Here is a 12,186-nt window from a genome sequence, read left to right on the forward strand (position 1 = left end):
GGATGAGTTGAGAAGCGCCAAGCGGTGAATTGTTGCGGAGGCGGGTTAACCTGCGGAACGAAAAAGCTGGCCCGCCGTTACCGTTAACCGTGTTGCTAGACCCAACTCGTTGAAAAGACTGTCTTCTGTCCCCGTCATCCACACCTGCCCACCGGTTTCTCTTAACCGGCCGAACAATGCAGCTCGTCGCGACGGGTCGAGATGAGCCGCCACTTCATCGAGCAGCAAGACCGGCGGCTGGCCGCGATGAGCGGCGACCAGTGCGGCATGGGCAAGCAGGATCGACAACAGCAGCGCCTTCTGCTCGCCAGTCGAACAGAGCGCCGCCGCCTGCCCCTTGGCCGCATGGGTGACCGACAGGTCCTGCCGGTGCGGCCCTGACAGGGTCCGCCCCGCCGCCGCATCCCGCCGCCGCTCCCGCGCCAGCCGCTGCGCAAGCGGCCCATCGTCCTCCTCCTCCCCGTCGATCGCCAGTAGCGGGCGGGCAAAAGGCTCATCGGGCTGGCCAACAAGTTCCACGCCCAGCCGGGCAACCAGATCGGCCCGCGCGGCGGACAATAGCGCGCCATGCTCCTCCATCTGCGCCTCCAGCGCCGTCAGCCATGACGGGTCGGCGCGCGGCAAGTCCGACAACAGCCGATTGCGCGCTCGCATCGCCGCCTCATAACGGGCGCTGTGCACCGCATGCCCCGGATGCAGCGCCAGCGTCAGCCTGTCCAGAAACCGCCGCCGACCGCCGGGGCTGTCCATGAACAGCCGGTCCATCGCAGGCGTCAGCCACACGATCGCCAGATGATCCGCCAGCGCGTTGGCCGACGAAGCAACGCCGCCGATCCGCACCTGACGTCGATCAGGCGCTTGGGGCGAAGTGCCGGTCCCCAGCACCACCCCGTCCACTTCCGCCGCGATACCGAAGCTGCCCGGCCCACCCTGCCGCGCCATGTCGCGCAACGCCGCGCCGCGCAGGCCGCGTCCAGGCGCCAGCATCGACACCGCTTCCAATATGTTGGTCTTCCCCGCGCCATTTTCGCCGGTCAGCACGATGAAAGCATGATCGGGAAGGATCAGCGCATCCGCATGATTGCGGAAATCGCTCAAGGTCAGGCGGCCGATCATCGCCCCGCTCTAGCGACGCTCGCGACAAACGGAAAGCGCTTCAGCAGCGCTTGCGCGTCACAGCCGCCCCGTCATTGATGATCGTGAGTTCGCGGCCACTGGCGGACGGGCGCAGTTCCAGCTTCTTGGTCCAGCTGTCCCCCTCTCCGGTAAAGGCGGCATCGACCTTCACCTTGCCGCCGACTCCGGTCGCAACTCCCGTCACCGTCCCGACGCTTTCATGGAAGATCAGGCTGTCCGACGTCACCTTGAGTTCCAGTTCAGCCGACCGATCGCCGCAACGGTCGTTAAGGCCGGTCCAGCTCCCCTGTAACGCCGCAGGAATTGCGCCAGCATGCGACGCGGTTCCCGTCCTGTCAGCAGCGGCGGAAACAGATGCGTTGTCGCCCGGTTGGGGCGGCGTCTCATTGCCCGCCGCCAGCGTTTCATCCTGCGCAGGCGTTTCATTGCTGACATCATAGGTCGCCTGCTCATCGACGATGTTGGTCGACATGCGGGGCTTTTCCCCGCCCTTGTCGTCACATGCGGCGAGCAACAGCAAGGGCATGGCAAAAAGCAGGCGCATCCGTAATGAACCGGCGGGGCGGTGAAGGGTTCCAGCTACAGGCTTGCCAGCGGCACGGCTTGGGGCCATCACCCTTGCTCTGCCGCAAAGGATGGAGACGGGTGATGATGAAGCGCGCGATGATCGCAATGGCCCTTGCCGCCACCATGTTGGGATCGACCGGCGCCGTGGCGGCGCTGTCTGCCGGTGCCAAGGCGCCCGATTTCACCACGCGCGGCGCGCGGGCGGGCAAGACATTCACCCTTACCCTGTCCCACCAGTTGAAGCAGGGCCCGGTCGTCCTCTACTTCTTCCCCAAGGCTTTCACGCCCGGCTGTTCGGCCGAAGCGCGCGAGTTTGCGACGCATATCGATGATTTCAGGAAAGCGGGCGCGACCGTGATCGGCATGTCGGCAGATCCGGTGGACGACCTTGTCGCCTTCTCCACCAAGGAGTGCGCGGGCAAGTTCGCGGTCGCCTCGGCCGGGCCAGACATCATCGCGGGCTATGACGTCGCGCTCAAGATGGCGCCGGGCATAACCGACCGCACCTCTTACGTCATCGCGCCCAACGGTCGGATCGTCTTCGTCCACAGCGAAATGAATTATACCGGCCATGTAAAGAGCACCCTTGCTGCCGTACAATCGATGAAGGCGAAATAGGAAACGCCTACCCCGTCTCCCCCCACCTCCGTTCGCTTCGAGCGAAGTCGAGAAGCGCTGACGCATCCTATGTCTCGACTTCGCTCGACACGAACGGGCATCACCCTTATCCGACGCCCTTCACATAGCGCCCAAACCACTCCAGCGTAGCTGCCCAGGCTTCCTTAGCCGCCGCCTCATTATAGCTGGGTCGATAGTCGGCCATGAAGCCATGATCAGCGTCCGGATAGACCGTAATCGCATCCGGCGGCGACTTGCCTGCCTTCATCAGCGCCGCCCGCATCGTCTCGACGTCAGCGACGGGGATGCCCTTGTCCAACCCGCCATATTGTCCCAGCACCGGCGCCTTCAGCGCAGCCGCCTGCTCCACCACGCTCAACGGCTGCAACGCTGTCTTCTCACTGACCAGCCGCCCATAGAATGCAACGCCTGCATCCAGTTGCGCGCTATGCGCGGCGTAGAGCCAAACGATCCGCCCGCCCCAGCAGAAGCCGGTAATGCCCCGCCGTGCCGCGTCCCCGCCATGCTTGCCCACCCAGTCATAGGTCGTGTCAATGTCGGACAACACCTGCGCATCGGGCGCCTTCGACACGATGCTGCTGATCAACTGCTGGATATCCGCGATCTTGGTGGCATCGCCATGCCGCGCGAACAGATCGGGCGCGATCGCATAATAGCCTGCTCGCGCAAAGCGGCGGCACATGTCGCGGACCCATTCATGGACGCCGAAAACCTCATGTACCACGACGATGACCGGCGCGTTCTTCGCCTTTTCCGGCCGCGCCACATAGGCGGGCATGGCAAAGCCATCACTCGCCGCGATCGAAACCGTCTCCTGCGTTAGTCCTTCGCCCGATGTCTGCACGGCGCTGCTCGACACCGGGCGGCATGCGGCGGCGAAGCCAGCCGCGAAGGCGCCGGTCATCAGCAGCTTGCGCCGGTCGAGCCCTGTGCTGTCGATCCAGTTGCGGTCTTCGGGCAGGCGATCCATGGGGCCGGGTTCTGCATTCTCACTGCTCATCGCGCTTCCTCTCCGCAGCCCCCCGGCCGCCGCAGATTATCGGCCCGTCCGCCCAGCGCAAGCGGTCAGGCCAGGAAATCGCCGCTCGCGATTCGCTCCAGCCCCGCGACATTGCGCGCATAGACATAAGTCCATGCATCGATCGACCCCGCCGCGCTTCGGATCTTAATCTGCTCCCGCGCGAATTCATGAGGCGCGGGAAAATGCGCCGCGCACTCCTCATGCTCGTCAAGGATGGCAAGGATGCCGTCAGGATCAGGCAACCGGTACAGCTCACCCGTGACAATTCCGTCAGCATCGGGAACGAAGCCGGGATAATAATCGATCCGGTAAAGCGCACCGCTCGCAATGGCAGCACCCGCAAATTCCGCCACTGATGCCAGCCAGCGAGCCATATCCCCTGAAAATCCAGGCCGGAGAGACCCGTAGACGAATAGCAGAGGCTGGCTCATTGCACGCAATCGCTAGCAATAAAAAAGCCGCCCTGACAATAGCCGGGCGGCCTTTTTGAAATTCCCCCAAGACGAGGAATGAAGGGAGCGATTAATCGCTCAGGCGAAAAGCACCGAGTAGAAGGTCAGCATCTGCGCACCGACCGCAACCATCAACGCAACGCCCTGCATAGTGTGCCGCATGTTTCGTTTCCTGCAATTTTTGTTTTGCGCCCTGTTTGGACAAGAACGCATATGATGGAACACGCCCTTTGCCTCAATCGCAAAGGACGCGTTCGCAGTTGCAGCAAATGCAACAGCCCTGTCACCCCAATGCAACGATCATCGCTTGGGCCGCGGCGGGCGCACGCACTTTGGCCCCGCTGATGTAGAAAACGAAGACGTCACCATTATCCGCCATCGCTTGCGCCTTTTTTGCCCAGCCGCCAATTTCCCTGGGCGAATAGCCGGTCGCTTCCTCCTCCCGCGTGCGCATCAGGCGGCAATAGGAAAAGCCCACATCATGGCCGACAATGGCAGGATATTCGTCATGGTCGGCCAGCACCACCGCCGCACCCGCATCGCGCGCCAGTTGCAAAAAGGCGGGATCATCGAAACTTTCGTGCCGCACCTCCAGCGCATGGCGCAGCGGGACGCCATCGACGCAATCAGGCAGCAGCTTCAGGAAAGCACCGAAATCTTGCGGCTCGAATTTCTTGGTCGGCATGAACTGCCACAGGATCGGACCCAGCCGATCGCCGAGTTCCGCGATCCCCTGCCCCACGAACTTGGCGATCGATTCCCCGGCCTCCCCCAGCACCCGGCGATTGGTGCAGTATCGCGACGCCTTCACCGCGAACTGGAAACCGTCGGGCACCGCCTTGGCCCAATTGGCGAAGGTCGCGGGCTTTTGCGTGCTGTAATAGGTGGCGTTGATCTCCGTCGCAGTCAGATGCTGGCCGACATAGGCCAGTTCATCCTTCTGCCGCAGCCCCTCGGGATAGAAGGTGCCGCCGCGCCATGGCTCGAACGTCCATCCGCCAATGCCTACCCTGATGCGTCCCGCCGCCATGGCACTCTCCTTTCAGCACTTATCCTGACGGCTGAACGCTGCCCGGAACAGAGGAAATGTCAGGAAGCCGCCTTGCGCCGCAGGCCGATCAGCCAAGGCTTCACCCCGCGCGTCGGCCGCGCCGTTCCATCCAGCCGCTTTGCGCGAATGATCGTCACCGGCTTAACGATCATCTGCCCCCGCATCGGCCCCGATCCGCAACAGGTCGGCATGGCCAGGATGCGGCGCACGACATCCATGCCAGCAACCACATGGCCAAAAGCGGCATAGCCGATATAGTCCCCCCGCGCGTCCATATTGGGCGTCGCGCCCGCCGTGATGAAGAAATTGCCCATCGCCGAATTCGGCCGGTTGGGCCGCGCCATCGACAGGGTCGCGTCGAGATGCCGGATGCCGGTCTTGCTGGTCGGCTCATGCGGGATCGGCGGCAGGGACCGGCGCGCGTCGGTATCGATCCCGCCTTGGATCAGCCCCAGCCTCGCATCACTCTTGCGCCGCGCCGCGCGGTAAAAGGTGACGCCATCGAACCGGCCATCATCGACATAGGTAAGGAAATTAGCCGAAGTGCGCGGCGCCCGCTTATTATCCGTCGCAACAATGATCGTGCCCACCGATGTCTCGATCGCCACGCGCGTATAGCCGGGCGTCGCCCGATTGCCCGGCATTCCCCACGCCGCCGCCGGAAACACCATCAACAACAGGGCAAGTGCGCGCAACAGGGCAGCAGAAATCGGCGGTCTAACCAAGGATCTATCGTCTCCATTCCAAAGCACACGGGCGATGATCGCGCTACAGGACGAACCGTGCGCTCGCCAGTGGCCAACGGGACGTCTCCCGTCCCCGATCAGTCCGCCTTATGCCGTCCGTTAAAAAAGGAGGTGAGCCGGAATAAAAGCGCGACGGCACGCGTAAGCGTCGCATCATGGCAACGCTTCTCCACCTCGACCGCTCGCCCCGCCCGCCGATCGCCGCCCGAGATGCAAAGCGGCCAATGCGGGTCGCCCTATTTTCCGGCAATTATGACTGCGTACGGGACGGCGCGAATCAGGCGCTCAACCGGCTGGTGGATTATCTTCAGGCGCGCCATGGCGTAACAGTGCGCATCTACACCCCGCGCGCGCCAAAGCCCGCCTTCGCCGCCGTTGGAGATATCCAGGCCGTTCGTTCGCTCGGCTTGCCGGGACGGCCCGAATATCGGCTGGCCCTGGGCCTTACGTCCGCCGCGTGCGCCGATCTCGACAGCTTCGCCCCCGACATCATCCACCTATCAGCGCCCGACTGGCTTGGATGGCAGGCGCTCGGCTACGCCCGGCAAAATGATGTGCCCGTGATCGCCAGCGTGCACACGCGCTTTGAAACCTATGCGGACTATTATCGCCTGTCCTTCCTGCGCAAGCCGATCGAGCGCTATCTCGACCGCTTTTATGGCCGGTGCGACCGCATATTGGCGCCGACGCTGCCCATCGCCGATGAGTTCGCCAGCGCTTATGGAGAGGCAAAGGTTTCGATATGGGGCCGGGGCGTCGATCGCGCGCGCTTCCATCCGTCACTCCGATCCGACGCTGTGCGCGCGGCCTATGGCTATGATCGCGACGATGTTGTGCCGCTGTTCTTTGGCCGCCTCGTCCTGGAAAAGGGCCTGGACGTCTTTGCCGAGACGATCGCGCTTCTGCGTCAGCGTCACCCTGGGTTGCGTCCGATGATCGTGGGAGAGGGACCGGCCCGCAGCTGGCTGGCGCAACGCCTGCCCAATGCGACCTTTGCCGGGCATCTGGAGGGGGTAGCGCTCGGCACCGCCATCGCCAGCGCCGACATATTGATCAATCCCAGCGTCACCGAAGCCTTTGGCAACGTCAATCTCGAAGCGATGGCGAGTGGACTGCCCGTCGTGTCGGCGGACGTGCCGAGCGCCGCCGCTCTTGTCACCCATGATGTCACGGGCCTGCTGGTCGAACCGAAAGACGCGGCCGCCTATGCCGCCGCCGTCGAACATTTGATCGGCGACCCCCGCCGCCGCCGCCGCATGAGCGCGATGGCCAGCGCGGCTGCCGACCGCTATGACTGGGACGATGTCCTTGCGCCTGTTTATCAAGCCTATGCCGATTGCCTGGCGGATGCCCCACCGTCCGCCACGGTACGGGAACTGATATCATGCGCTGGCTGAAAAGCGGGACCGGCGGCCCGATCGGCGACGACCTCACCGCCATGCGCCGCTATGCCCGCTCCCTCGCGCGCGACGATCAGGACGCGGACGACGTGGTCCAGGACGCGCTGGTGCGCGCGATCGAGCGGCAGGACAGCTTTCGACCCAGCCGTAGCAGGCGCCAATGGCTGCTCACCATCGTCCACAATGTCTTCATATCGGGCAAACGGCGCGAAGCCGCCGAGGCGCGGCGCGACGCGCGCTTTGCCGAAACGGTGATGGTGCATGTCGATGCCGGGCAGGAACATCGGGTGCAGCTTGCCCAATTGGGGCAATCCTTCGCCGCGCTGCCGGACCATCATCGATCGGTCCTGCACCTGATCGCTGTCGAAGGCATGACCTATCAGGAAGCGGCCGAGGTGCTGGACGTGCCGGTGGGCACCATCATGTCACGGCTGGCGCGGGCGCGGGCGGGCTTGCGCAACTCCGGCAGCGTCGATGGGCGGGCGACGTTGCGCCTGGTTGGAGGACAGGATGACTGAGGAACCCGCCGATCACGAATTGCACGCCTATATCGATGATGAACTGGACGATGCCGGACGCTTTGCCGTGGAAACGCATCTTGCCGCCCGCCCTGATCTCGCGGCGCGAGTAATGGCCGACCTCAGCGCGCGGACGGGCCTCCGTCTGCTGGCGCGCAGGAAGGAACAACTCTCCGGCCATTTGCTCGACGACAGCGCAGCGCTTGCGCCTTCGAAAGCCCGGCTTTTCTGGCGCAGGGCAGCGACGGTCGGCGGGACCGGGACAGCGGCCGCGCTGGCATTGCTGCTGGCGACCGGGCCTAGCCCGCCCGATTATGTCGATATGGCCGTCGCCTCTCACCGGGTCGCGCTGATCCGGGCGCACATGGCTTCACAAATCGAAGGGCAGGCGCTCGACCATCATGAGCTTCTGGCGCGAACCCACATCTTCCTGCCCACACTGCCCGCCGACTGGAACGTGACCGACGTTCAGCTTTTCCCGGCGGGGAAAAGTCCCGCCCTTCTCGTCGCGATCAGAACCGGCGCGGGCGAGCGCCTGTCCATCTTCGCGACACGACAGAAAAGCGACGCCCCCGCCATCCCCGACACGGTACGCGAAGGCAACCAGTCCGTCGCCTACTGGCGACGCGGCGACATGTCCTATGCCCTGACCGGCGAAGGCGATCCCGGCACGATCGACCAGGAGGCGGAACGGCTAAACCAATATTGGTCCTGACCCGGCTGGATACGGAAGCTTTTGATATCAAGTGGCGGAGAGGGAGGGATCAGTATTCCCGCGCTAAAAGCGGCAAATTTCCTATGTTCCTGCCAGACCAGCTGAAGCTTTCCCACACCCCTTACCACGGGTATCCCTGCTGGCCATGAAATCACCAGCTTGATGAAAGGATGACGGACAAACCTTGATCTGTCCAGACGCTAGCCGAAATGAGTGGACGCAGGTGTTCGAGCGCGACCGGCCGTTTGCGGAATTTGGCGTTTAGAGAGGCGAAGACAGGAAAGCCGCCATTCACCGAACCTGATCCCAGAGGCAGTTTCCGACCAAAGGACCCCGCGGGTTCCTGCACTGGAGGCTTTCGTACGCAAGCGCCCGAAACCCTTCGCAGCATCGGCGTTCCCCCTGCTCTGGTGTAAATGTCAGATCAGGACGCATCCTGCCATTCGCCCGATAACAGATGGGTGCAGCGCGCCGACCCGTGCCGCTCGGTTACCGGACTGCAGCCATAAGGAGACATCAGCGGCACCATCCAAGCGTATGACTTATCTCGTGTATCGCGAATGGCCTACCTCGGCGCAAGCTGTTACCTTCGATACCCCGCTACAATCACCACCCAGAGTACATGGGTAGCGGCAGGCTTGAAACCGGGCGGCTAACTGCGAACCGCCCGATTGCAGAGTCAAAACTCCCGCAGAATTTCGCGCAATGTGGTGCCGCGATATTCGGTGCGAACCGCACCGGCCTTTTGCAGAGCGGGAATAACGCCGTTGAGCAGATCGGGGAGCTGGCGGTTATAGCCCGATCCTTCGATAAGGAAGCCGTCGCCGCCGACTTCATCCATGACCGCCATCATCTTTTCGGCGACCTGCTCCGGCGTGCCACTGAAGTCCATTCCACTGGCGCCCTGGCCCATGGAGAACAGGTCACGGATGGATTTGCCTTCTTCCCGCCCGGCTTTCTTCATATGGTCGAGCGCGCTGGTATGGCCGCCCGCAACGATGTCCTGCGGCACGGGCACGTCCAGGTCATAGAGCGAAAAGTCCACGTCTAGCGAGGAGGAGGCCATGACGATATTATGCTCGAACGACGCCTGCTTTTCAGCTTCGGTCATTTCCTGCTTCTCAACCCCTTCGGGAAGGATGTTGACGGGCGTCAGAAAGATGACCTTGATATCATCCGGGTTGCGGCCCTGCGCTTCGGCGCGCCGCCGAATATCCTCGCGATAGGCTTTCATCCCGGGAACGCCGCCGGTCATCATGCCCAGAACAACTTCCGCATTCTTCGACGAAAATTCGCGGCCGCGTTCCGATGCACCGGCCTGACACAGGACAGGATAGCCCTGCGGCGACCGCACCGTGTTCAGTGGGCCGCGCGAGTGGAAATGCTTACCTTCAAAATTGATGGTGTGAACCTTGTTATGGTCGACATACACACCTGTTTCAGGGTCAGCGACCAGCGCGCCTTCTTCCCACGAATCCCACAGCTTCTTGGCCAGTTCGACATATTCATCCGCTATGTCATAGCGGACCGTAGGCGGCAGCAGCTTGTCCATGCCGAAATTCAGGGCCGCGTTCTTCTCACTGGACGTGACCATGTTCCAGCCAGCGCGCCCGCCCGTAAGGGAATCGACGGTCGAAAGTAGTCGGGCCAGCAGATAGGGCGGGTAGAATGTGGTGGACGCGGTAGCGACCAGTCCGATGTGCGACGTTTCCTGCGCCATGACTGGCAGCAGCGGGATGGGATCGAGTTTGGGGGCCAGCGTAGCGTTCTTCAGATCGAGCTCCATGGAGCCGGCATATCTGTCGCCAACGATCAACGTGTCTTCGAAAAAGATGAAATCGAACTTCGCTGCTTCCAGCATCTTGGCGAGTTGCTTGTGATAGGAACCGTCAATCCAGTCCGACCCGAACTCCTTGCCGTCACCGGGCCATGACGTGGCCCCGAACTTGGTGAAATAGCCGAGGTGGAATTTTGTGTGTGCCATAGCGTCAGTCTCCTTGATTTTAATTTGATGATCTGATGACCGGTAGACGTGTGTCAGAGCAGCGAGAGCGCGGCGTCGACACTGATCTTTCGAAAAGTCTGCCGCATGACGCCGTCATCCCAAATGGCGTCGTGATATTTTCTTGCGGTTATTTTCTCGTCTGCACTAATTTCAATCAATCGACTGCGCACACGCTGCGCCAGCTCTCTTGAATAAAGCTGAACATCCGCATCGCCTGCGTCGATGTAGCGCTCGATACTCTCCGCAAGCGCGATTGGTTCGAGCGCCAGTTCGACATCCTGGTGCAGATCAGGGTTCCGCGACATGATCGCAATATCGGCATTACTGGTGCGTCCCTGGGCAGTATAGGCAAAGCAATGCCGGATGCGATCGCGCGCCACCTCTGGCTCTTTCCAAGGGAACGTCAAATGCCGTGGAGTTCCGTCGGGAATAGCCAGGTGGGTAATCGCGCGATCGTTGATCGCCTCGATCAGCGCGTCGGGATCGGCTGGAAGAAAGACCTCCCGACGGGGCACCACGTCAAAGCTTGAGAAGTCGCCATAGCGCCCGCCAGAATGAAGCAGGTAGATTTCCGCATAATGCGGCGCCTTTCGGCGGCTGGGGCGCACATCATAATAGGCCGTGGTCACCAGCTGTAACAGCATGCTGGCACCCAGTGCGCTCAGGGGCGAGGTGAGAATGACGGCCAGCCGATCATCGGGCCGCCAGTCCAGCAGCTCCTCCCGATCCGCCGCATGACCGTTCATCTCGATCTCGAACATCGAACCCTTCAATGAGAAAGCGGTGTGCATAGGCTGCTCTCGCAAAATGTACGCCGACCGGGGTACGCCGGTGTCTTTCCAGCCTTCCCGACCCCTTCCCCGTCGAGTCCGCACCAGGCACCGACTTGCGTTCAGTGGCGATGCCGCCACCGCCGCGTACCGACTGCCTTGCGCCGCTCCTACGGTCAGTATTCGATGGTGGCCGGGACCGTCATGGAACGCAGCTCTTCCGAAGCCGAGTTCCAGGGTGAATCGAAGCCATTCACGACAGAGCTGTAGCCCAGCAACTGACGGAGCGTACGTGACGCGCCGTCCATCGTGCGCGGATCAAGAACGAGCGGAAAGTTGATCAACGGCCGACACCAGGGCGGGCAGTAACCAAAGTTGATGGATGCCCGCTGCCGGTCAGTCGATACATTTGCCCCTGTGCCGTGGAGCAGCATATCCGAGTAAATGAGCAGCGAGCCAGCAGGGGCGATGGCTGGCACCGACTCGTAGAATGTTGCACCAGACATATCGATCCGGTCGTTCCAGCGATGACTGCCAGGGACGACACGCGTCGCACCATTCTCCTCGTCAAACGCATCCAGGCACCAGATGAAGCGAGCCTGGTATGGAACGGCCTGATCATGGGTGTCGCGGGCAGCGTCCAGGTGGATGAATTGCGCGCCGCTTCCTGGACGTGTGACATTGGCATCCAGGCTTTGAACAAGGTAGCTTTCGTTAAGCACCGTGGGTCCGAGGATGTGTTTGACGAGGTCCAACAAAACAGGCTGTTCGAGGAGTTCGAGAAACACCGGATGCCGATCGGGCAAGCGGTCCAGACGCCGATTCTTGGCATCGGGATCGACAAAGAACTGGCTTACCCGAGTGATGTCCGCCGCCTCTTCGTGGGCAATTTCGGAAGCCAGCACCTGCCGGGCGAGTTCGACCTTGTCTGGCAAGATCGCGGCGGTCAGGATCGCATAGCCTGCTCGTTCAAAGTCGGCCTTTGCCGTTTCCAGATCCGGCGTAGGTTGCGGCAGAGCGTCCTGAAAATCCAGTGGCACCACTACTGTCGCTTTCATTTGCTCGGTCTGATAGTCATCTATCGAAATTGTGTTTCCAACTGACATTTCACGATCCTTCAGTCTTTGATCTGGAATGATATCGCTAGTGAGACCGTGATCTCACC

The 12,186-nt window shown here is 62.0% G+C and carries 13 protein-coding genes; 4 read left to right on the forward strand and 9 right to left on the reverse strand.

All coding sequences use genetic code 11. From position 1 onward, the window contains the following. Positions 1 to 45: 45 nt before the first annotated feature. Both recF and ACZ5ZH_RS09595 read right to left on the reverse strand, forming a co-directional pair. Positions 46 to 1,116 (reverse strand): DNA replication/repair protein RecF, encoded by a 1,071-nt coding sequence (recF, locus tag ACZ5ZH_RS09590; RefSeq protein ID WP_464771365.1) that lies wholly within the window; start codon positions 1,114 to 1,116, stop codon positions 46 to 48. A 40-nt stretch (positions 1,117 to 1,156) separates the two neighbouring features. After that, on the reverse strand, positions 1,157 to 1,663 hold the full coding sequence (locus ACZ5ZH_RS09595) for a hypothetical protein (protein ID WP_464775173.1): 507 nt from the start codon (positions 1,661 to 1,663) through the stop codon (positions 1,157 to 1,159). A 125-nt stretch (positions 1,664 to 1,788) separates the two neighbouring features. Here ACZ5ZH_RS09595 and ACZ5ZH_RS09600 point away from each other — a divergent pair, with 125 nt between their 5' ends. Continuing rightward, positions 1,789 to 2,322 carry a peroxiredoxin gene (locus ACZ5ZH_RS09600; RefSeq protein ID WP_460988120.1) on the forward strand — a complete coding sequence of 178 codons (534 nt, stop codon included), beginning with the start codon at positions 1,789 to 1,791 and terminating at the stop codon, positions 2,320 to 2,322. Between the two features lie 106 nt (positions 2,323 to 2,428). Here ACZ5ZH_RS09600 and ACZ5ZH_RS09605 read toward each other — a convergent pair whose 3' ends face one another. The 4 genes from ACZ5ZH_RS09605 to ACZ5ZH_RS09620 form a co-directional block, all read right to left on the reverse strand. After that, a complete protein-coding gene (locus ACZ5ZH_RS09605; RefSeq protein WP_464771366.1) occupies positions 2,429 to 3,343 on the reverse strand; it encodes a dienelactone hydrolase family protein in 915 nt (304 codons plus the stop codon). 65 nt (positions 3,344 to 3,408) lie between these two features. Then, entirely contained in the window at positions 3,409 to 3,738 is a 330-nt protein-coding gene (locus ACZ5ZH_RS09610; protein ID WP_464771367.1) for a gamma-glutamylcyclotransferase family protein, read from the reverse strand. Between the two features lie 361 nt (positions 3,739 to 4,099). Then, positions 4,100 to 4,846 (reverse strand): DUF72 domain-containing protein, encoded by a 747-nt coding sequence (locus ACZ5ZH_RS09615; RefSeq protein ID WP_464771368.1) that lies wholly within the window; start codon positions 4,844 to 4,846, stop codon positions 4,100 to 4,102. 59 nt (positions 4,847 to 4,905) lie between these two features. After that, positions 4,906 to 5,538 carry a peptidylprolyl isomerase gene (locus ACZ5ZH_RS09620; RefSeq protein WP_464772627.1) on the reverse strand — a complete coding sequence of 211 codons (633 nt, stop codon included), beginning with the start codon at positions 5,536 to 5,538 and terminating at the stop codon, positions 4,906 to 4,908. A 230-nt stretch (positions 5,539 to 5,768) separates the two neighbouring features. On the opposite strand from ACZ5ZH_RS09620, the gene ACZ5ZH_RS09625 reads away from it, so the two are divergent. From ACZ5ZH_RS09625 to ACZ5ZH_RS09635, 3 genes are read left to right on the forward strand one after another with little or no spacing between them, the layout of a single operon-like run. Continuing rightward, complete coding sequence (locus tag ACZ5ZH_RS09625; protein WP_464771369.1) at positions 5,769 to 7,010, forward strand: glycosyltransferase family 4 protein; 1,242 nt, start codon at positions 5,769 to 5,771, stop codon at positions 7,008 to 7,010. Further along, positions 6,998 to 7,531 (forward strand): sigma-70 family RNA polymerase sigma factor, encoded by a 534-nt coding sequence (locus ACZ5ZH_RS09630; protein WP_464771370.1) that lies wholly within the window; start codon positions 6,998 to 7,000, stop codon positions 7,529 to 7,531. The genes ACZ5ZH_RS09625 and ACZ5ZH_RS09630 overlap by 13 nt, the downstream gene beginning before the upstream one ends. Beyond that, positions 7,524 to 8,246: an anti-sigma factor family protein gene (locus ACZ5ZH_RS09635; protein WP_464771371.1), complete on the forward strand. Its 723-nt coding sequence runs from the start codon at positions 7,524 to 7,526 to the stop codon at positions 8,244 to 8,246. Before ACZ5ZH_RS09630 ends, ACZ5ZH_RS09635 begins: the two co-directional genes overlap by 8 nt. Before the next feature lie 679 nt (positions 8,247 to 8,925). Here ACZ5ZH_RS09635 and ACZ5ZH_RS09640 read toward each other — a convergent pair. The 3 genes from ACZ5ZH_RS09640 to ACZ5ZH_RS09650 all read right to left on the reverse strand — a co-directional run bounded on the left by ACZ5ZH_RS09640 (position 8,926) and on the right by ACZ5ZH_RS09650 (position 12,127). Next, a complete protein-coding gene (locus tag ACZ5ZH_RS09640) occupies positions 8,926 to 10,230 on the reverse strand; it encodes an NtaA/DmoA family FMN-dependent monooxygenase (RefSeq protein WP_196224665.1) in 1,305 nt (434 codons plus the stop codon). Between the two features lie 53 nt (positions 10,231 to 10,283). Further along, the gene (locus ACZ5ZH_RS09645) at positions 10,284 to 11,012 is read right to left on the reverse strand and encodes a hypothetical protein (RefSeq protein ID WP_460986851.1); all 729 of its coding nucleotides are present in this window, start codon (positions 11,010 to 11,012) and stop codon (positions 10,284 to 10,286) included. Positions 11,013 to 11,197: 185 nt separating this feature from the next. Further along, positions 11,198 to 12,127 (reverse strand): phytanoyl-CoA dioxygenase family protein, encoded by a 930-nt coding sequence (locus ACZ5ZH_RS09650; RefSeq protein ID WP_196224667.1) that lies wholly within the window; start codon positions 12,125 to 12,127, stop codon positions 11,198 to 11,200. Between the last annotated feature and the right edge of the window lie 59 nt (positions 12,128 to 12,186).

It is taken from the genome of Sphingobium sp. TomMM7A, assembly GCF_055397305.1.

Excerpts from the sequence above, each read along its gene's own strand:
- recF (WP_464771365.1), bottom strand. The coding sequence starts at position 1,116 with ATGATCGGCCGCCTGACCTTGAGCGATTTCCGCAATCATGCGGATGCG.
- ACZ5ZH_RS09595 (WP_464775173.1), bottom strand. The coding sequence starts at position 1,663 with ATGCCCTTGCTGTTGCTCGCCGCATGTGACGACAAGGGCGGGGAAAAG.
- ACZ5ZH_RS09600 (WP_460988120.1), top strand. The coding sequence starts at position 1,789 with ATGAAGCGCGCGATGATCGCAATGGCCCTTGCCGCCACCATGTTGGGA.
- ACZ5ZH_RS09605 (WP_464771366.1), bottom strand. The coding sequence starts at position 3,343 with ATGAGCAGTGAGAATGCAGAACCCGGCCCCATGGATCGCCTGCCCGAA.
- ACZ5ZH_RS09610 (WP_464771367.1), bottom strand. The coding sequence starts at position 3,738 with ATGGCTCGCTGGCTGGCATCAGTGGCGGAATTTGCGGGTGCTGCCATT.
- ACZ5ZH_RS09615 (WP_464771368.1), bottom strand. The coding sequence starts at position 4,846 with ATGGCGGCGGGACGCATCAGGGTAGGCATTGGCGGATGGACGTTCGAG.
- ACZ5ZH_RS09620 (WP_464772627.1), bottom strand. The coding sequence starts at position 5,538 with ATGGTGTTTCCGGCGGCGGCGTGGGGAATGCCGGGCAATCGGGCGACG.
- ACZ5ZH_RS09625 (WP_464771369.1), top strand. The coding sequence starts at position 5,769 with ATGGCAACGCTTCTCCACCTCGACCGCTCGCCCCGCCCGCCGATCGCC.
- ACZ5ZH_RS09630 (WP_464771370.1), top strand. The coding sequence starts at position 6,998 with ATGCGCTGGCTGAAAAGCGGGACCGGCGGCCCGATCGGCGACGACCTC.
- ACZ5ZH_RS09635 (WP_464771371.1), top strand. The coding sequence starts at position 7,524 with ATGACTGAGGAACCCGCCGATCACGAATTGCACGCCTATATCGATGAT.
- ACZ5ZH_RS09640 (WP_196224665.1), bottom strand. The coding sequence starts at position 10,230 with ATGGCACACACAAAATTCCACCTCGGCTATTTCACCAAGTTCGGGGCC.
- ACZ5ZH_RS09645 (WP_460986851.1), bottom strand. The coding sequence starts at position 11,012 with ATGTTCGAGATCGAGATGAACGGTCATGCGGCGGATCGGGAGGAGCTG.
- ACZ5ZH_RS09650 (WP_196224667.1), bottom strand. The coding sequence starts at position 12,127 with ATGTCAGTTGGAAACACAATTTCGATAGATGACTATCAGACCGAGCAA.